General features: G+C 52.3%; 18 protein-coding genes and 1 tRNA gene. 6 read left to right on the top strand and 13 right to left on the bottom strand.

Annotated elements, in window-relative coordinates; all coding sequences use genetic code 11:
* Window positions 1-87: 87 nt before the first annotated feature.
* The 3 genes from PsAD26_RS02090 to PsAD26_RS02080 are packed head-to-tail and all read left to right on the top strand — an operon-like array spanning window position 88 to window position 3,882.
* On the top strand, window positions 88-1,632 hold the full coding sequence (locus PsAD26_RS02090; RefSeq protein WP_084403538.1) for a di-heme oxidoredictase family protein: 1,545 nt from the start codon (window positions 88-90) through the stop codon (window positions 1,630-1,632).
* The gene (locus PsAD26_RS02085; RefSeq protein ID WP_063309078.1) at window positions 1,632-2,729 is read left to right on the top strand and encodes an imelysin family protein; all 1,098 of its coding nucleotides are present in this window, start codon (window positions 1,632-1,634) and stop codon (window positions 2,727-2,729) included. Before PsAD26_RS02090 ends, PsAD26_RS02085 begins: the two co-directional genes overlap by 1 nt.
* Window positions 2,719-3,882, top strand: a complete 1,164-nt coding sequence (locus PsAD26_RS02080) for a DUF1513 domain-containing protein (protein ID WP_063309163.1) — start codon at window positions 2,719-2,721, stop codon at window positions 3,880-3,882. Before PsAD26_RS02085 ends, PsAD26_RS02080 begins: the two co-directional genes overlap by 11 nt.
* Before the next feature lie 117 nt (window positions 3,883-3,999).
* Here the strand turns inward: PsAD26_RS02080 and PsAD26_RS02075 are convergent, their stop codons facing one another.
* Window positions 4,000-4,356: an ankyrin repeat domain-containing protein gene (locus tag PsAD26_RS02075; RefSeq protein WP_153041439.1), complete on the bottom strand. Its 357-nt coding sequence runs from the start codon at window positions 4,354-4,356 to the stop codon at window positions 4,000-4,002.
* A 364-nt stretch (window positions 4,357-4,720) separates the two neighbouring features.
* Here PsAD26_RS02075 and PsAD26_RS02070 point away from each other — a divergent pair.
* Window positions 4,721-4,797 (top strand) — tRNA-Arg (locus PsAD26_RS02070).
* A 61-nt stretch (window positions 4,798-4,858) separates the two neighbouring features.
* On the opposite strand, the gene PsAD26_RS02065 is transcribed toward PsAD26_RS02070, so the two are convergent.
* From PsAD26_RS02065 to PsAD26_RS29605, 7 genes are all read right to left on the bottom strand, one after another.
* Window positions 4,859-5,728: an N-formylglutamate amidohydrolase gene (locus PsAD26_RS02065; RefSeq protein ID WP_208985461.1), complete on the bottom strand. Its 870-nt coding sequence runs from the start codon at window positions 5,726-5,728 to the stop codon at window positions 4,859-4,861.
* A gap of 29 nt (window positions 5,729-5,757) precedes the next feature.
* On the bottom strand, window positions 5,758-6,762 hold the full coding sequence (locus PsAD26_RS02060) for an oligopeptide/dipeptide ABC transporter ATP-binding protein (RefSeq protein WP_063300343.1): 1,005 nt from the start codon (window positions 6,760-6,762) through the stop codon (window positions 5,758-5,760).
* On the bottom strand, window positions 6,759-7,745 hold the full coding sequence (locus tag PsAD26_RS02055; protein ID WP_063309076.1) for an ABC transporter ATP-binding protein: 987 nt from the start codon (window positions 7,743-7,745) through the stop codon (window positions 6,759-6,761). The genes PsAD26_RS02060 and PsAD26_RS02055 overlap by 4 nt, the downstream gene beginning before the upstream one ends.
* 7 nt (window positions 7,746-7,752) lie before the next feature.
* Complete coding sequence (locus PsAD26_RS02050; protein WP_063300345.1) at window positions 7,753-8,673, bottom strand: ABC transporter permease; 921 nt, start codon at window positions 8,671-8,673, stop codon at window positions 7,753-7,755.
* A 10-nt stretch (window positions 8,674-8,683) separates the two neighbouring features.
* A complete protein-coding gene (locus PsAD26_RS02045) occupies window positions 8,684-9,661 on the bottom strand; it encodes an ABC transporter permease (protein WP_063300346.1) in 978 nt (325 codons plus the stop codon).
* A 115-nt stretch (window positions 9,662-9,776) separates the two neighbouring features.
* Window positions 9,777-11,360 carry an ABC transporter substrate-binding protein gene (locus tag PsAD26_RS02040; RefSeq protein ID WP_063309075.1) on the bottom strand — a complete coding sequence of 528 codons (1,584 nt, stop codon included), beginning with the start codon at window positions 11,358-11,360 and terminating at the stop codon, window positions 9,777-9,779.
* 45 nt (window positions 11,361-11,405) lie between these two features.
* Window positions 11,406-11,552, bottom strand: coding sequence for a hypothetical protein (locus PsAD26_RS29605; protein WP_193758237.1), 147 nt, complete (start codon window positions 11,550-11,552; stop codon window positions 11,406-11,408).
* Window positions 11,553-11,558: 6 nt separating this feature from the next.
* Here PsAD26_RS29605 and PsAD26_RS02035 point away from each other — a divergent pair, with 6 nt between their 5' ends.
* Together PsAD26_RS02035 and PsAD26_RS02030 are read left to right on the top strand one after the other, a co-directional pair.
* Window positions 11,559-12,485, top strand: a complete 927-nt coding sequence (locus tag PsAD26_RS02035) for a LysR family transcriptional regulator (RefSeq protein WP_063300348.1) — start codon at window positions 11,559-11,561, stop codon at window positions 12,483-12,485.
* Between the two features lie 47 nt (window positions 12,486-12,532).
* Window positions 12,533-13,495, top strand: a complete 963-nt coding sequence (locus PsAD26_RS02030; protein ID WP_063309074.1) for a M14 family metallopeptidase — start codon at window positions 12,533-12,535, stop codon at window positions 13,493-13,495.
* A 43-nt stretch (window positions 13,496-13,538) separates the two neighbouring features.
* Here PsAD26_RS02030 and PsAD26_RS02025 read toward each other — a convergent pair whose 3' ends face one another.
* From PsAD26_RS02025 to PsAD26_RS02005, 5 genes are all read right to left on the bottom strand, one after another.
* Window positions 13,539-14,657 (bottom strand): M48 family metallopeptidase, encoded by a 1,119-nt coding sequence (locus PsAD26_RS02025; RefSeq protein WP_063309073.1) that lies wholly within the window; start codon window positions 14,655-14,657, stop codon window positions 13,539-13,541.
* 2 nt (window positions 14,658-14,659) lie between these two features.
* Complete coding sequence (locus PsAD26_RS02020; RefSeq protein ID WP_063309072.1) at window positions 14,660-15,820, bottom strand: DUF898 family protein; 1,161 nt, start codon at window positions 15,818-15,820, stop codon at window positions 14,660-14,662.
* Window positions 15,821-16,020: 200 nt separating this feature from the next.
* On the bottom strand, window positions 16,021-17,064 hold the full coding sequence (gene choV, locus PsAD26_RS02015) for a choline ABC transporter ATP-binding protein (RefSeq protein WP_063300352.1): 1,044 nt from the start codon (window positions 17,062-17,064) through the stop codon (window positions 16,021-16,023).
* On the bottom strand, window positions 17,061-17,909 hold the full coding sequence (gene choW / locus PsAD26_RS02010; RefSeq protein WP_063300353.1) for a choline ABC transporter permease subunit: 849 nt from the start codon (window positions 17,907-17,909) through the stop codon (window positions 17,061-17,063). Before choW ends, choV begins: the two co-directional genes overlap by 4 nt.
* A gap of 206 nt (window positions 17,910-18,115) precedes the next feature.
* Complete coding sequence (locus PsAD26_RS02005) at window positions 18,116-19,072, bottom strand: choline ABC transporter substrate-binding protein (RefSeq protein ID WP_057463117.1); 957 nt, start codon at window positions 19,070-19,072, stop codon at window positions 18,116-18,118.
* Window positions 19,073-19,324: the final 252 nt, after the last annotated feature.

Raw genomic sequence — 19,324 nt, 5'->3', positions numbered from 1 at the left:
CCCTCGCCTTTTGTTTGCGTTGTTATGTGCGTTCATTTGCGTGTTTTAGCGTTTTTGCGAAGGCCTATGTAAATACAGGCACCCGTTATGCCAGGAATGGTTCCAGCCACACTTCGCCGTCGTGCAGGAGTGATAGCCACTACCGCCGCTTTTACCAGCTTCCTCATTCCCGCCGCTTCTGCTGTTGATGTGAACCAGCGAGCCGACCTCAGTGACGGGGATAAAGCGAAAGTCAGCCGGGTTTTGAAGGCGCCGACTGATTTCTCCAAAGCTGAAAATTTTGAGTTGATGCAAGCGGGAAAAACAACGACCCGGAAGCCTCTCAATCGCGCTGTCTTTACCTACCCAAGTGCCAACCTCCCTTTCGAGCAGCATCAGGACTTCCGTCTGGGTGAGAGCCTGTTCCAAAAGTTCTGGGTGTCGACCCCAAGTTCTACGCGCGCCTCTGATGGTCTTGGCCCTCTGTTTAACGCTCGCGCCTGCGAAAGCTGTCACCCGAAAGCAGGGCGTGGTCGCCCGCCGGTTGATGACGAACGCCCAGTTTCCATTTTCATGCGCCTCTCAGTTACCCCTTCCACGCCGGAAGAGCGGGCTCTGATTGAGAGCGGTGAAGTGCCTCTCCTTCCCGAGCCGACCTATGGTGGCCAGCTGCAGAACTTTGGCGTGCCTGGCGTTCCCGGAGAAGGCGAGATGAAAATCACCTATGAAGAGATCAAGATTGATCTTTCTGAAGGTGAGACAGCCTCTTTACGCAAACCGACCTACACCATTGAAAACCTGGCTTATGGACCGATGTCTGAACATGCGCTGATTTCGGCTCGTGTTGCGCCGCCAATGATTGGCCTTGGCCTGCTGGAAGCGATTGCAGACACCGACATCACCTCTCAGGCTGATCCGGAGGATGCCGACGATGATGGCATTTCTGGCCGTGTAAGCTGGGTGAACCCTGCAGACCCTGACACCAAGCAGGTTGGCCGCTTTGGCTGGAAAGCCCTGAACGCGACCGTGCAATCTCAATCTGCTGGCGCTTTTGCAGGCGATATCGGCATTTCGACACCGTATGACCTGCGCAATTATGGAGACTGCACCGAAGCCCAGACTGCGTGCTTTGAGCAAGCGCATGGCGAGCAGGCGCATCTTGGTGTTTCAGAAGCGCCTGACCCGGTTCTGGACCTTGTGGTGTTCTATTCTCAAAACCTTGCCGTGCCAGCGCGTCGTGATGCGAATGACGCCCAAGTGCTTGCTGGTAAAAAGGTATTTTACGAGACAGGCTGTGCAAGCTGCCATACGCCTAAATATGTCACCAGCCGCACAGCTGAAAACCCGGAGCATCAGTTCCAGCTGATCTGGCCTTATACAGACCTGCTGTTGCACGATATGGGCGAAGGTTTGTCTGATGGTCGTCCAACAGGTTCTGCCAGCGGAAATGAATGGAAAACACCGCCGCTTTGGGGTATTGGACTGACAGAAACTGTCAATAATCACAGGTTCTTCCTGCACGATGGACGTGCACGTGGCCTGCTGGAAGCTGTGCTGTGGCACGGCGGTGAAGCAGAAGCTGCCAAAACCCGTGTAGTTGAAATGCCTGCTAAGGATCGAGCTAATCTGATCCGGTTCCTGGAGTCTCTTTGATGCAGTTTAAGCGTGCTGTCACTCTCAGCCTGGCCATTGCCTCGGCAATTGTTGTCTCTACGCCCTCTTTTGCGGCAGATACCACTGACTATGCTCAGTTCCCGCGCTCCAGCGTAGAGCAGTATATTCGCCCGGCGACCAAACAGCTTGCCAGCGCGTTGACCAATCTTGAGAAACGGACTGGTGATTTGTGCACCAGTTCCACGACTGAAAGCACCACTGCCTTTAATGCGGCTTTCAGCAAATCCGTTGCCGCACTCGCTGGCGTTGACTTTTTACGCTATGGGCCAATGGCGCAGGACAACCTTGCTCAACGCCTCGCCTTTTTGCCGGACAGTCGCGGTGTGGTTCGCCGCCAGATCAACAAGGTGGTTGCCAAGCAGGATCCTACTGTTCGCGATCCCGCTTCCCTTTCTGTCAAAAGCGTTGCCTTGCAAGGGCTGACTGCTCTTGAACGCATCTCTTACGCCAGTGATGGCACGTTGACGCTTGGTTCTGGCAAGGACGCTGTTTACCTTTGCGATTATGCCGAGAGCATCAGCATCAATCTGGTTGGTGCCGGATTGGAACTTGAAGCCGAATGGTCTGATCCTGACGGTTTTTCCAAGGTGCTTCTGGAACCAACCAAAGATGGTGGTGTGGTGCACACCCACAAAGAAGCTGCGGAGATGGTGTTCAATGCCATCACCACGGGTCTGATTGTCGACAAAGACCAGTATCTGCTTGTTGTGCTTGGCAAGACCGAGAAGAAAGCCAATCCAAAGAAGGCTCCCTTTGCCCGCAGCGGTAATGCTGTCACTTACCTTTCAGCCAGCCTTGCGGGTTTGCAAGGCGCTTTGAATGCAGGTGGCTACGCGAAGGTGCTGGAAGACGAGCAGGACTGGGTGGAAAGCTCGCTGAACTTTGAGTTTTCTAATGCGCAGCGTGTGCTTGCGAACTTGCCAAAACCACTTCAGGACACTGGCAAAGAGCCAGAGGTGCGCGAGCAACTGCGTTATCTCATCACCATTATCGATGGCATCAAGATTGTGATGGCAGAAGACCTTGCTGGCTATGTTGGCCTTGCAGGAGGCTTTAATGCGCTTGATGGCGACTAAGCCCCTTGCTCTGAGCAGACGGCAGTTTTTAACCGGCCTTGCTGCCTCTGGTATTGCCTTAAGTGCCAGCAGTTCTCTGGCTTTTGCCAATGGCCTGCCTTTTACTGAGGCCGCAGACCTGCAACTGTTTGCCAGTGCACTACGCACGCCATCGGGCAGTTATGCTCTTGCTGTGTTTAGCGAAGATGGCGAGGTGCTGTACCAGACAGCGTTGCCGGATCGCGGGCACGCCATTTCCTTTGACCGCAACTCTATGCGCCTGCTTTCGTTTGCACGGCGGCCCGAGACTTTTGCGGTGCTTGCGGACCTGACGGGTGCCCGAGAGCCGGTTGTTTTCACCTCACCAGAAGATCGCCATTTCTATGGGCACGGGGTATTCTCCCCCGATGGCCGTTTGGCTTATGCGCCGGAAAATGACTTTGCCAACGTGCGCGGTGTGATCGGCGTTTATGATGTTTCTGGTGACCAGCCAAAGCGGATTGGCGAGTTCGAGAGCTATGGCGTTGGTCCGCATGATTTGCTGATGTCTCCGGACGGCTCGCAGCTTGTTGTTGCCAATGGCGGGATTGAAACTCACCCTGACATGGGGCGTGAGAAGCTGAATCTGGACACGATGAAGCCCACTGTGGCTTTCATTGACACCGCAACAGGTGATTTGCTTGCCAAGCAGGCCCTGGGTTCTGACTTGCACCAGCTTTCCCTGCGCCACATGAGCTTTGACGGCAATGGTGATGTGTGGGTTGGTGGACAGTTTCAGGGCGCGAAGGATGCAACGCCTCCGCTGATGGTGCATCTGGGGCTTGATAAGGCTGCCACGACGCTGGAGATGCCTCTGGAGCTCACAAAAGGCCTGCAGAACTATGTTGGCAGCGTGGAGATGAACCGATCCGGCGATGTGATTGCAGCCTCCTGTCCGCGTGGTGGCAAAATCCTGTACTGGGATGTGGCGCAGCGGTCCTTCATCGGGTTCCACCAGGTTGCAGATGGCTGCGGTGTGGCTCCGCTGGACGAGGAAAGCTTTGCGATTACTGACGGAAACGGTGCCATCAGCTTTGGTGGAACCGAGGATGGTGTGGCCCAGATTATCAGCCAGAGCGCTGGCGTCAGCTGGGATAACCACCTGACACCACTGGGTATCCTAAAAAGCAGCTAGAAAACGTTTCATCTGATTGAATAGGATCAACCTTTGAATAATCGCCTCCCAACAACCTATACTCCACACGGTTGAGTATAGGTTGTTTTTTATAAAAAGGTCCACGTCTCCAGTAACTTACTGAGTGGCGCCATGCTTTTTAAGCAGGTCAACAATTTTCTGGTTTTTGTTGGCAGACGCGCGATGCAAAGCTGTGAGATTGTCTGCGTCGACCGCATTCACTTCGGCACCGTTTTCAAGCAGGTATGTCGCAATTTTCAAGTTACCGTTCATTGCGCTCAGATGAAGCAGCGTAAAGCTGTTACCGCTGTTATGAGCGGTTACAAGCGTGCGATCAGCTTCAATTGCTGTTTTTACAGCTGCAATATCACCGGACCAAACTTGGTCTGCAACAACATCAATATCACCAGCAAATGCTGAAACTGACATACCTGCAACAACAATTGAGGCTGCTGCAAGTAATTTAATATTCAAGTTAATCACTCTTTTAATTCTTCTCTTTATGTATCATAATGCGCAAAACAATGAAATAAGCTAATCACCCTCTATTTATACAGCATTTCTTATATTTTACTTTCGTAATTCGAATTCATCACAAGTACAATCTACTATTTAGATTATTTTACGTCTTTCCAACTTAATATATTTTAAAAATTACTTAAATTCCTAGATAATCAAATGAGCGTGTATGATAGATCAATCTGATGATGACGCTATTTATGGAGTTCCCCAAAGGACTTTCCACATTTAAGAGTGCTCTAAGAATTTGGCGCATTGCAGCACGGTCAAGGATCAGGTAAAGACTAAAAATCTCAAGGGCATCCTTGTCTGGCAATATGCACCCGTAGCTCAGTTGGATAGAGCGCTGCCCTCCGAAGGCAGAGGCCATAGGTTCGAATCCTATCGGGTGCACCATATTTTTCCATTATGATTGCCGCGCTATATCTCTTAGTTCCGCTCTACAAAGTTTGTTAAGTTAAACGGGCTGCTGGATTTTTTGTTTTGTGAACTCGGAAAGTCGGTTCACGAAGACTCCCAGGTCTTGTTGGAGATTGTTGAAGTTTGGGTACTTTTCGAGTGTTACTTCGCTCATGTAGAGGCCACGACTGACTTCGATCTGGAAGGAGTGCCAACCTTGTTGGGGGCGGCCTGTGTGAATGACCAGTTCTGCGCCTTTGTAGGGATCATTGATCTTCACCTCATAGCCAAGGTTCGTGAGGATTTCCCAAGCTGTGTAGATGTATTCGCGGTCGCAGGTGGTACCATCCCGATCACTGAGGGTGATGTCTGGCCGCTTCTCGCCTGCTCCAGTTTCGTGCATGACGGTGGAGACCGCCTGCATGCTGTGGCAGTCCAGGTGATAGGCCACACCGAAACGCGCATGGGCTTGTTCCATCAGGCGCGTGAGTGCGTCGTAGTAGGGTGTGTAATAGGCATCTATGCGGTTCCCGATCTCCGCAACGCTCAGTTCACGGTCATAAAGCGGACCGCTGGTGGGTGGGGCTTCTGTCCAGATGAGGCCTTTGCCGAGGTTACTGCGGAAATCGGGCTTTGCTGCTCGTGTCCAGCCTTTGATAGTGGCCGGATCAATGTTGTCTGCGCGGCGGTTTGGGTCGATGTAGATGCGAGGAAAGAGCGCCTCGAGGTAGGTTCCGCCAGTTTCAGCCGCCTTTTCAAAGAGTTCGTGGACGTATCTGTCCTCTGCACATTTGTAGCGGCTGGCGGGTACGCAAGGGCGGAAGTCCGCCGGGTAGATCTCTCCTGAATGAGGAGAGTCCACCACCAGCGGGTTGGTCAGTTCTGCGGGTCGATGGATGTTCAGCACGTTTTCGATGGATTGGGGCAATGTGTTTCTCTCAAATATTTTTGGTTTAACTAGGCATCATTGAGGTGACAGGCAGAGACATGACCGGGAGCAATTTCCCTCAGGGTTGGCTGCTGCTCTGTGCACCGTTTGGTGGCAAATGGACATCGCGGATGGAAATGACATCCGCTTGGTGGGGCCAGTGGTGACGGGATTTCGCCTTTGATCGGCTCATACACCTGCTTGCGGGCATCAATACGCGGGACTTCGCGCAGTAAGGCCTGTGTGTAGGGGTGGTTTGGTCTGGCAAATAACTCATCAGTTTTCGCGATCTCAACTACGCGGCCCAGATACATGATCACCACACGGTCGGAGAGGTGCTCCACCACGCCAAGGTCATGACTGATGAACAGATAGGTGAGGCCGAGTTGTGCCCGCAAGTCCATGAAAAGATTGATGACCTGCGCCTGAATGGACACATCAAGCGCTGCAATGGACTCATCACAGACAAGAAATTCCGGGTTAACTGCTAAAGCGCGGGCGATGCCGATACGTTGGCGCTGTCCGCCGGAGAATTGATGCGGATAACGGGTTTTGAAATCCGGATCCAAGCCGACGCGGAGAAGCATCTGGTCCACGTAGTCTGAGAGGTCTGCCTTTGAAACTAGGCCATGGACACGGGGCGCTTCGCCGATGATATCACTCACCCGTTTGCGTGGATTGAGGGAGGACATGGGGTCCTGAAAGATCATCTGCACCTTGAGCTGGGCGTTTCTGGCATCTGTTCCGGAAAGCTGTTTCACGTTATCTCCGTGGAACTGAACAGTGCCGTCGCTGGCCTCGTGAATGCCAGCCACCACGCGGCCCAGCGTGGATTTTCCGCAACCGCTTTCGCCCACAAGGCCAACCACCTCTCCCGGTGCGATGCTGAGCGAGACATCATCGACCGCGTGAACCACCTGCTCCTTAAGACTGGAACCGAAGAAACGAAGTGTTTTCTCAGCAAGGTCCAGCTTTTTGGTGAAGCGCTTGGAGACGCCTTGCAGCTCGATGACCGGAGTTTCCAGAAGCGTCATGCCATTTCCTCCTGCTTTACAGGATGGAAGCAACGGACTTGCCTTTCCTCTCCTAACTGCGTGATCTCTGGCGTGGCGACCAGACAATCACTCTGTTTTGCCGAGCAACGACTGGAAAAGGCGCAACCAGCGGGCAAGTTGAGCAAAGAGGGTGTCATGCCGGGGATCTGGTAGAGTTTGGCGCCGCGTTTGTTTCGGCTTGGGACAGATTCAATGAGGCCCTTGGTGTAGGGGTGCAGTGGTGCGTCCAGCACTTCATCAATGCTGCCCTGCTCCACAATCCGCCCAGCGTACATAACGGCGATCCTGTCTGCCAAACCGCTGATGACAGCCAGATCATGCGTGATCCAGATGAGGGACATGCCGGTCTCGGAACACAGTTTGCGGACCTCGTAGAGGATCTGTGCCTGAATGGTGACGTCCAGAGCTGTTGTTGGTTCATCTGCGATGATCAGATCCGGCTCGTGCAGCAATGCGATGGCAATGGCAACGCGTTGGCGCATGCCGCCTGAGAACTGGTGCGGGTAGGACGTGAGGCGTTCATCCGGTGAAGCGATGCCGACGCGGACGAGCGCTTCACGGCAGCGTTCTCTGGCCGCTTGTTTGGATATGTCCTCGTGGGCCTGAATGGCCTCAATCATCTGCGTGTCGATGCGCAGGACAGGGTTGAGGGTCATCATGGGGTCCTGAAAAATCATAGCGATCTTCTTGCCCCGCAGCTCGCGCCACTGTTTTTCGTCTTTTCTGGCCAGATCATCTCCATTGAGGAGGATCGAGCCACCAACCACCCTGCCTGGTTCATCCACCAGACCGATGAGCGAAAAACCCGTAACGGTTTTGCCAGAGCCACTTTCACCCACTAGGCCCAGGATTTCGCCGGGTTTGACTGAAAAACTGACATCATCAACGGCTTTGACAACACCTGCCTTGGTGAAGAAGTGGGTTTTGAGGTTTTTGACTGTGAGTGTGTTTGGCGTGTTCATATTATCCTCACTTCCTCAGGCGCGGGTTGAGGACATCACGCAGCTGATCGCCCACCAGATTGATGGCAACCACGGTGACAAGCAGGGCTATGCCGGGGAAGATTGAAATCCAGTATTTGCCGCTGATTACGTACTCAAAGCCATTAGCAATGAGCAGGCCGAGAGATGGTTCTGTTTGCGGCAGGCCAACACCGAGGAACGACAGGGTTGCTTCCAGCGCAATGGCGTGGGCGGTCTGAACCGTTCCCACCACAATGAGTGGTGGCAGGCAATTTGGCATGATGTGCAGGAAGAGCACGCGGGCATGACTGAGGCCAAGGCAAGTGACGGCTTCCACGTACTCCTTCCCACGTTCAACAAGGGCTGTCCCCCTCACCGTACGGGCGTAGTAGGCCCATTGCGCTACGACGAGGGCGAGGATGATTTTGTCGACGCCTTTGCCCATCAATGCCAGCAACATCAAAGCAACCAGAGAGGCTGGGAAGGAAAGCTGCAGGTCTACGATACGCATGATGAAGGTTTCTGTACGGCCTCCAACATAAGCTGCGATCAAACCGACGGACATGCCGATGATGAGTGCGATGATGCCGCTGGTGACACCAACAGAGAGCGAGATGCGCAGGCCGTAGAGGATTGCAGAGAAGAGGTCACGCCCTGCCCCATCTGTGCCAAGCCAGAAGGTGTACCCGTCAAAGCTTTGCTCTCCTGGCTCCATGCGTGCATCCAGCACGCTGACTTGGGCAAGGTCATAAGGGTTTTGCGGGGTGATCCATGGGGCAAACAGTGCGGCCATGATGATTGTGAACAGCAGGAGCGCAGCGACGACGGCAACTTTGCTCTCAACAAACTCTGAGAGGAAGCGGCTCATGGGAGTATCGCCAGAAAAGAGCTGCTTTCGTGGTGGTTTGAGGCTTGTTTCTATGGTCATGAGATGCCCCTTAGTTCGTCGCATCCTGAAGCCGCACGCGCGGGTCCAAAATGGAATAGAGGATGTCAACAATGAGGTTGATGACGACGAAGAGCACCACGATGATCATCAGGTAGGCCACGATGATCGGGCGATCGAGCTGCTGAATGGCATCAATGAGCAGCTTGCCCATGCCGGGCCAAGCAAAGATGGTTTCTGTAACTACCGAAAAAGCAATGAGAGAGCCGAATTCCAAGCCGAGGACTGTAACCACGGGGATCATGATGTTCTTGAACAGGTGCACCATAACAATACGGTTGGCAGACAGACCTTTGGCGCGAGCGAATTTGATGAAATCCATATGCATGACCTCCCGCACCCCTGCCCGTGTCAGGCGGATCACCAGTGAGATTTTCAGGAGTGCAAGATTAAGTGCCGGGAGAACGATGTGAGAGAAGCCATCTGCGGTGAGGAACGAGACCTGCATGCCGAGCACCGAGATGGTATCTCCACGCCCTGTGGCGGGCACCCAGTCGAGCATCACGGCAAAAAGCATGATCATCATGATGCCTACCCAGAATGTGGGTAGCGAAAAGCCCAGAATTGAGCCACTCATGATGAGGCGTGAGGAAATGGCGTTGGGACGCAGCCCTGCATAGAGGCCGAGCGGAATTCCGATGATTATGGCCATGAGGAGCGCCATGAAGGCGAGCTCCAGCGTGGCAGGCATACGCTCAACAATGAGCTTGAGCGCAGACTCACCAAAGATAAAGGAGGTGCCCAGATCTCCTTTAAAAGCATTGCTGACGAAGACCGTGTATTGCTGCCACACAGGCTTATCGAGGCCGAAGTCGCGGATGACGCGCTCAATCTCGGCCTGATCCGCATCCGGTGCGACCAGCATATCGATGGGGTCCCCCACCACATTCACGCCAAAGAACACAATGACGGACATAGCAATCATGACTATGCCACTTTGCATCAGGCGCCTGAGAACGAAGACAGACATGTCTTTAAATCTTTCGCAGGTAAAGCCAACCCATTGAAATAATTGAGATGTGTGTTGGCCTTAGAAAAGAAAAAGACCGGCATAAGCGCTATGCCGGTCTTTTGTTTGCGTGCGATTAATCAGCGGATACGCCCCAGGACAGGGTGTATTCATCCGTGCGAGGCAGGTACTCGAGGCCCTTGCGGGTTGCCCAAGTATTCACCTGATAGTGCAGCGGAATGATCGCCTGATCGTTGATGGCGATCTCGGTTGCTTTTGCGAGCAAGTCCTGACGCTTTTCATCATCGACAGTTGCCAGAGCTTCTTCAATCATGGCGTCTACTTCAGCATTGGAGTAGCGGCCACGGTTGGAAGAGCCGAAGCCCTGGCTCTTGTCGTAGGTATGGATGAGAGAACGCAGTGGCGACGATGCTTCGCCAGAACCAGCGCCCCACCCCACGAGAACCATTGAGAACTCGGGCGTGTTGTTTGGTCCACCACGAGATGCACGCTTGAAGTAGACAGACCGCGGCATGGTCTCCACATCGGTTTTGATGCCAACGCGGTTAAGCATCTGTGCGATAGCTTCCACGATCTTGGCATCGTTGATGTAACGGTCATTCGGGCCGTGGATGCGCAGTTCGAAGCCATCACCAACGCCAGCAGCAGCCAGCAGCGCTTTCGCGCCCTTTGCATCGTATTCGACCGGCTTCAGGTTTTCGCTGACACCAAAGAAGCCATCCGGCAGAAGCTGGCCTGCTTTAACAGCGACACCTTCCATCACACGTTCAACGATCAGATCACGACTGATGGCCTTGGAGATCGCTTCACGAACACGCTGATCCTTCAGCGGGTTTTTGATGGCCCCACCGCCCATGGCTTTCACGAACGGGCTGTCGTCACGGTCATGATCCAGATGCAAGTAGATGACGCGGTTGGATGGCCCCTGCCACAAGGAGACTTTGTCGTTGCTGCTTAGCACTTCAATGTCGGTTGTTGGGACGCCGTTGATTAAGTCAACATCACCAGCCAGCAAAGCGGCCACGCGGGATGGGCCGGATTTGATTGGCTTGAAGGTTACCTTGTCCCACTTTGGCTTGTCGCCCCAGTAATCCGGGTTTGCTTCCAGAACGATGCGGTCACCCGGCACGTACTCAGCATACTTGTATGGGCCTGAGCCAACCGTTGCCTTGCCGGAGTTGTACATCTCGGTTGTTGCATCAGTGCCCGCTTCTACAGAGATGATGCTGACGGTTGAAATGTCATTAGGAACAAGCGGATAAGGCTTTTCAGTCACGATATGGACTGTGTAGTCATCAATCTTTTTGACCGTTTTGCCTTTGGTGTAGGTGGCAAAACTGGATGGTGAGTTTGGCACATTTGGTGCGCGCTCAAATGAGAACACCACATCATCTGCATTGAACGGATTGCCATCATGGAACACCACGCCTTCACGCAGTTTCAGTTCCCATGTGGTGGCATTAATTGGCTTCCAGCTGGTTGCGAGGCCAGGCTGCAGCTGCTGTTTTTCGTTTTGGTGAATAAGGCGATCGAACATATGATAGGCGATCATATTGTTCGGGCCCAGATTATGGTAGTGCGGGTCGATCGCGCTTGGCTCTGACGACAAGCCGATCGTCAGATCTTCAGCAGACGCTATTCCACCCATAAGCAACATGGCACTTGCTGTTCCAGCAAACCATTTGTGCAGCTTAATCATTGCTGCTCCCCCCTCAAAATTTTCGTTCCCTCTGGCGATTAAAATTCATTCGCCCAGTAACAAACCCGCTGCTTCTTTATATGAGTGTGCTTCTGCCAAAACGGGCAAATCACCGGTAGAGCTTTGCGGTTGACTTAAACCGTAGTATGTGTTTTCAACATTGTCATTCAAAATTTTATAATCAAAACGCATAGAACTATGTCAGATACCCCTACACGTCCCCGTCTCAGCCTGCGCGAGTTTGAAGTTTTACGCGCTGTCATCAGCGTTCGCAAAACAACTGCCGCCGCTGCTCGCCTTGGTATTTCGCAACCAGCAGTGAGCCGCGCGATCAAGCATCTGGAGGAACGTCTCGGCAAAACGCTGTTTAATCGGGAGAGCGGTCGGCTTGTGCCAACCTCTGATGCTTTGGCTCTGAATGAGAAGCTTGAACCTGTTTTTGAGATGCTGGCGGGGATTGAGAACGAGACCTTCGTTTCTCAGCACAGCAGCAAGCCGCTGCGCCTTGCTGCGCCGCCAACGATCTCACACCGTTTTCTGCTTGGCGTGATGGCGGCGTTTATCAAGGCTTATCCAGGGCAAAAGGTTGAACTGGAGATTGGTACATCCTCTGACGTTCGCAATCATGTGGCCGAAGGGCATGCCGATCTGGGGATCACTGACGGGCTTTCCAAGCACGCTGGATTAACGCTGGAACCGCTGCGTTCTGCCATTGCGCATGCAGTTTTGCATCGAGACCATCCCCTTGCCAGCAAAGCGTTTATTGAGCCCGAGGACTTTGACGGGCAGGACTTCGTCGCCCTCACCCGCCGGTTTCCCGTGCGGGCGATTTTGGAGCGCATGTTTGCGGAACGGGGAATTCGGCCTAATATTGTTGCCGAATCTTCTACCGCCGTCTCCGTGAGTGAGCTGGTGCATGCAGGTGTTGGTGTTAGCGTCCTCAACCCGTTTCCTGTGGCGCGAAACCATCCAGAAACGCTGGTTTTTCTACCCTTTAAGCCGCGTATTTCCTACCTCAACGCCTTCATATTGCCTGCAACGACACCGAGCACTCCGATCGCCAGAAAATTCATTGAATTTACGCGCGCCTTTGAGATTGAGGACCCATATTCAACACCAGCTTAGATGCGTTTTGAGGCTGGTGTGACCTTTGCTTTTCAAGGACCATTGCCATGATTATTGAAAGTACAGCTTACCCTATCGAAATCGATTTCCCTGATATCCTGCCCTATAAAGTCGGCAATACCGGAGTGGACTGGATCACCACGTTTGATTCCGGCACAGCTGGCCCTCATGTAATGATATCTGCGCTTGTGCATGGCAATGAGCCGTGTGGTGCGGTTGCTCTGGATTGGTTGTTCAAGCAGGAAGTTCGCCCTGTTCAAGGCAAGCTGAGCTTCGCTTTTATGAACGTGGCGGCTTACAACTCATTTGATCGGAATGACCCAACTGCGTCGCGGTATCTGGATCAGGATTTCAATCGTGTCTGGCAAAACTGTTCGCTGAATGGCCCTGAAGTCACGCGTGAACTGGAACGCGCACGCGAGGTTCGCCCTGTTGTTGAAACCGTTGATTACTTGCTCGATCTGCACAGTATACAGCACAAAAATGCGCCGCTGATGCTGGCTGGAGACCAAGAAAAAGGCCGAGCTTTAGCCAAACAAGTGGCTGATCCTGAATGGATTATTTGCGACTCTGGCCATGCGGAAGGTAAACGACTGCGTGATTATGATGGGTTTGGCGAGCCGGCCAGTCCAAAGGCCGCTCTTTTGCTGGAAGCCGGGCAACATTGGGAAGCTGCAGCTGGGCCGCGGGCGATTGCAGCGTCTATCCGGTTCCTACGCGCAACAGAATGCGTGTCAGCTAATTTTGGCGAGGTATTTCTTGCTGAGCAGCCACCGCTGGTTCCGCAAAAGACGATAGAAATCGTGGCACCTGTTACGGTTCAGAATGAGAGTTTCCGTTTCAGCGAAGATTACCTCGGGATGGAGGTGATTGCCGAGAAAGGAACAGTGATCGCGATGGATGGTGACACGCCAGTTACAACACCACACGACAACTGCGTGCTCATTATGCCAAGTCGTCGCCTGCTGGTTGGCAAGACTGCCGTGAGATTGGGCAGGCTGTTGGATTAATGTCGTTTTATGGCTGGGAGTTTGGTTCCCAGCCACTCAACTCCTATGCGCTCAGCTCTGCTGTTTCAGAGCAGATGTTTTTCAAACTTTCCCACTGCCACTTGTTGAGGACCGGATTTTTTGGAGCTTCCGGATCAGCAATCTCGTTCAGCGTATCCACGCGCTCTTTCGTCGGTGGGTGGCTGGAGAGGAAGCCCAAAGCCTGTGAGATGGCATTTTCGTCGTGGTGCTCTTTCGAGATTTTCTCGAGGAAGCTGGCCAATCCGGTTGGGTCTACGCCTGCATTTTCCAGCATCTGGACCGCAAACAAGTCAGCTTCGCGCTCCATGTCTCTGGAATAAGAACTGTCGAGCATAGCTTCACCCACACTGGCGATGATGCTGCCGCCGGTGAAGTCTCCGATAAACATGGAAAAGACGATACCTGTGCCTGCTACATTGATGAGCTGCTGCATGGAGTGACGGTGTTTGACATGGCCAAGCTCATGCGCCAGCACTGCTGCCAGTTCATCAGGACTATCAACTACTTCCAACGTGTTGGAGAGAATTGTGATCCTGCCACCAGGAAGGGCGAAGGCGTTAGGTATCTTGCTTTCAACCACCGTCAGCACCGGATCAAACGGCAAATCCATGCCTTGTGTGAGGCGTTTTGCCATTTGCTCCAAAGCGGCCTGACCCGTTGATGCCTTGCAGATCTTCTCTTCACTCAAAGCCGGGATCAGTGTTTCTTCAACGTTCTTGCCAAGCTCTGCTTCCCATGACTTTGGCACGTTGTGAACCGCGTATTTTGAGAAGGCAGGCAGGAAAAAGATCAGAGCGACCGCGATTAGGGCAATGGATGCCAAACTGCCGAACACAATTTTCTTTGTGTTTTCACGCTTAGGAAGCCCTGCTACCAAACGAATTTTACGTTCAACGGATTTTGCAGTCTCTACATCCGTGATTTTGACGTAGGCGGTGCTGGTGGGCTTATTCACCTCCACGACCATAGCGGATGGAGATGTCCAGTCGCAGAGCAATTTCGCTGCAGACCATCGCGTATACTCCTGATCGCCCGCCAGATCTGTCAGGATCATCTCATCGTAGTCAAACCAGATCTGACAGTTGCGTACAGCGGTAGAAGTGCCGTCAAAAAACTCAGCGTTTCCAAGCAGTAGCTTCATGGTCAGATCACTTCAAATCCTGCATCAAGTGTATCAGCGAGCCCCATGCCGACTGCATTTTCCAAATCACCAGCAGCAATTGCATCCTTTACGCTGTGCGCGTTGATGACCACCATGCTGCTCATCTTCCACTCAAACAGCATAACTTGCAAAACCATCATATTCGCGAATAGCAGAACGCCATAATAAAGGGCAAAAACTGGCAGGAAAGCCAGACTGAAAAAGCCATTCTGCGGCTCTAGTTGAACTCCAACGGTTAGCGCTAACACAGTACCAATCGCACCTACAATTGAAACACCCACGCCGACGAGCACGCCATGAATAATGTAGGCTCCGTAGAACTTGGAAGCACCAATATAGCTCTCAAAGCCGACATCGCCGATCTTGGTTGAGTTGGTTTGAAGGCGAAAGATTCTCGCCATGGCAAGAGGCCAGAGAAGCATAGATAACAAAATTACGAGCGGTAGGAAGGCGAGGGCTTTACCTTGAGTATATACCGCCGCAATCAAGATAAATGCAGCGGGTAGTAGTGTGATTGCATAAACAGGTATCAGAGCATCAAAATAGTCCTTTGCGGTTGCTGAATAACTGAACCGCTGGTTCCCAAAGTAACTGACTTCAGTCAACATTCTGTCCAGCTTGGCCATGCGCCATGGTAAAGCAATACCCAGGGTAATGACTGATAAGATAGTCCAGAAAAGCCATGCGCCTACATAACGCCATGCAGAGCCTTGCATGTGGAAGCGAATGCCGCGCCAACTTGTGCGGGTCAGCAGGTATCGGCGGCGGCGGAACAGTGCGTAGGGTGTCAGCAGAAAACCAACAACAAACATGATACCGAAACCAACGATTGTTGCAATCGGCCCCATGAACTGGAGGCCGAAACCAAGCGCGTAGAATGGTATTAGGATCGCCAGAGCAATCAGGAAACCAATGAAAAGCTCTTTGCCCGTGCCATGGTAGCGAAGATGATCACCTTCGAGGTGGGTCGCGGACCAAAGAGATCTGCGCAGGCCCGTCATCGCCCAGAAGCGGTAAATACCCAGCGTGGCAACCGTTAGAGTGACCCATGCCATAATACGTCCGAAGAACGAACCGCCAGAAAAGAGGATATAACTCCGCTTTGGTGAACCCGGATTTCCCTGAGCAACTTCAATAGTCATGGCACGATCCAAAATTTTTAAATAAAAACGTCTTTCTCTGTAATTCCACTCGTCAAAATATGCAAACACTCGAAAGCTGAGTGAGCACTATTCTTCTAAAGCAACTCTTAGGCCGCGAATGCCTGAAGATTTCTTAGGTTAACGAAAACAGGCGCATCTTTGCAGATGCGCCTGTCTAGAATCGATGAATGTTCTTCGTCCTAAACGAAACAGTCCATGATTTCCTGTTCGCGAATGATGCCGACCGGACGGTCTCCGCGATAAACCGCGATTGGACCTGCGCTGTGGCGTTTCATTTCAATCACTTCGCGGATCATCTGCTTTGCTGTGCACTTTGGCATCTCTTCAACGCTCACGATCACATCAGCACTCATCTGCGAGAGATCAGTCATGATGTCTTCAGCATGCAGCACATTGAGCGGGTTCATGTGGGCGACGAAGGACTCAACATACTCATCCGCTGGTTTCTTCACAATTTCCTGCGGAGTACCGATCTGCACCACATGACCACCTTCCATGATGGCGATGCGGTTGCCGATTTTGGCAGCTTCGTCGAGATCATGGCTCACGAACACAATGGTTCTGTGCAATCTTTCCTGCAGTTCCAGCAGCTCATCCTGCAGACGGCTGCGAATGAGAGGATCGAGTGCAGAGAACGGCTCATCCATCAGCAGGATTGGAGCATCTGTTGCAAAGGCACGCGCCAGACCAACACGCTGCTGCATGCCACCGGAAAGCTCATGCACGTATTTGTCGCCCCAGCCGCCAAGACCAACAAGCTCCAGTTGCTCTTCGACACGTTCAAGGCGCTGGGTCTTAGGAATGCCGGAGAGTTCCAGGCCGAAGCCAACATTGTCTCGCACAGTGCGCCAAGGCAATAGGCCGAACTGCTGGAATACCATGGCAACACGTTCGCGGCGCAGTTTACGCAGGCGCGAGGTAGAGCAGGTGGTTGGGTTTACTTGTTCACCGTCGTCAGCAACGAGCACTTCACCACGGCAGACCTTGTTAAGGCCATTGATAGCGCGGAGCAGGGTGGATTTGCCCGAGCCGGACAGGCCCATGAGAACGAGAAGCTCTCCTTGCTGGATGTCGAAGGTCGCATTGGCAACACCAACCAGCTGGCCGGTTTGTTCCTGAATCTCAGCGCGGTCTTTGCCTGCATCAATCAGGGGCAGGGCAGCATCGGGCTGATCACCAAAGACGATGGACAGGTTTTTGAAGGAAACAACAGGATTGGTCATTTTTTACTGCCCTTTTCTTCTGAGCTCTTGAAGAAACGGTCAAGCACAATAGCAATCAGCACGATTGCAATACCAACCTCAAATCCTTTTGCGATATTCACTGTGTTCAACGCACGAAGTGTTGGAACACCAAGGCCGTCCGCGCCGACAAGGGCAGCGATCACAACCATGGACAGTGACAACATGATGGTTTGCGTCAAGCCAGCCATGATGTTTGGCAGCGCATATGGCAGCTCAATTTTAAAGAGCTTCTGCCAGTAAGTGGCGCCAAAGGCTTCACCGGCTTCGAGCAGGTGCAGCGGCGTGGAGGCAACACCAATCTGTGTCAGGCGGATTGAAGCAGGCAGGGCGAAAACGACGGTTGAGATCAGGCCCGGAACTACGCCAAGACCAAAAAGGATCAGCGCAGGGATCAGATAAACAAACGTAGGAATTGTCTGCATCAAGTCCAGCACAGGGCGTACCCATGAGAAGAACTTAGGGTGATGCGCGGAGTAAACGCCGACAGGAATACCAATCAACATACAGATAAAGGTGGAGCTGAGGATCAGCGCCAGCGTTTCTGTGGTTTCATCCCAATAGCCCTGATTGATGATGAGCAGCAGGCTCACCGCAACAAACGCTGAAAAGACGAAGGACCTTCTGACCACAAAGGCCAAAGCTGTGGCAATGACCACAATGCCGAGCGGGTGAGGGGCTTGTAGAACCCATAGTACACTGTCGATGAGCCATTCGATTGCAACGGAAATCGCATCGAAAAAGCCACTTGCATTGTCGGTGAGCCAGTCAACTCCCCACTTGGCCCATTTGCCGATGGGTAGTTTGTGCTCTGTTAGCCACTCCACGGGAAACCTCAGATTTTGTTATTGTGTGTCAACGCGTTAACGTCATTTCATTTGTAGGGCAGGATACAAAATTATTGGTACCGACAAGCAGCTTGCCCCAGTGCGCAATGGTTATTCCAGGTGCCGGAGTGTTCTGGAATAATGCGCTAAGAGGCGGACTGCGAGTGTATCGCATCCGCCTCTCAATTCATGCTCGGTAATGCCCCTTAGAGGCCGAATGCAGTCTTTGCAGCAGCAAGACCATCTTTACCGTCAAAAGTAGTTACGCCAGCAAGCCATTTATCAAGAGCCTCAGGGTTCTTCTTGATCCATGCTTTTGCTGCGTCTGTTGGCTCTTCACCGTCGTTCAGAATGCCGTTCATGATCTCGTTCTCCATCTGCAGGGAGAAGGTGAGGTTCTGAAGGAATTTGCCCATGTTCGCGCACTCAGCAGAGTAACCTGCGCGGGTGTTGGTCAGAACGTCAGCGCCGCCGAAGTTTGGACCGAAGAACTCGTCACCGCCGGTGAGGTACTTCAGCTCAAAATTGGAGTTCATTGGGTGCGGTGCCCAACCGAGGAAGACGATGTCTTGGTTCTTGCGGGTTTTACGCGCGACCTGGGACAGCATGCCAGCTTCAGATGATTCGACGAGGTCGAATTTGTCGAGACCGAACGCATTTTTCTCGATCATATCGAGGATCAGACGGTTACCGTCGTTGCCCGCTTCAATGCCGTAGATCTCGCCATCAAGGTCTCCAGAGAATTTTGCGATGTCCGCAAAGTCCTTCAAACCCTTGTCATAGGTATACTTAGGAACAGCCAAAGTATACTTGGCGCCAGTCAGGTTGGTTTGAACAGTATCAACGGTGCCAGCTTCACGATATTTCGCGATATCAGCTTCCATTGTCGGCATCCAATTGCCGAGGAATACATCAATATCGTTGTTTGCGAGAGACGCATAAGTGACTGGAACGGAAAGTACTTTTACGTCTGTTTCGTAACCGATCGCGTCCAGCACAGACGTCGCTGTGGCGGTGGTTGCGGTGATGTCTGTCCAGCCCACGTCGGAGAAGCGTACAGTTTTACAGGCTTCCGCTTCTGCAGCGAGAGCTGACCCAGTGATTAGTAATAGTACTGAAGCAGAAGTAGAAAGTTTCTTTATCAGGCCACTAGCAACACTCATGTAAATCTCCCCAATTTCGATATTTATTTAATAGAGCCGTAGAATTGTGTAGAAAACATGTCCCAAACACTATCAAGGTGACAATTAAATTTTCAAATTCCTTCGTTCACTAAAGCTAATAAACACCCGATGGACTAAAGGCAACCTCTCCGTCAGATATTAATTACGATAAATCTGAGTGCAATACTTTTCAAAAGCTCAGAAATGTTCTAAGAACTATTTTTATTGATTGAACGTTCAATAAAAATAATC

It is taken from the genome of Pseudovibrio sp. Ad26 (assembly GCF_001623285.1).
GTDB classification, from domain to species: Bacteria; Pseudomonadota; Alphaproteobacteria; order Rhizobiales; family Stappiaceae; genus Pseudovibrio; species Pseudovibrio ascidiaceicola.
This window is presented reverse-complemented; position numbering and strand designations above follow the sequence as displayed.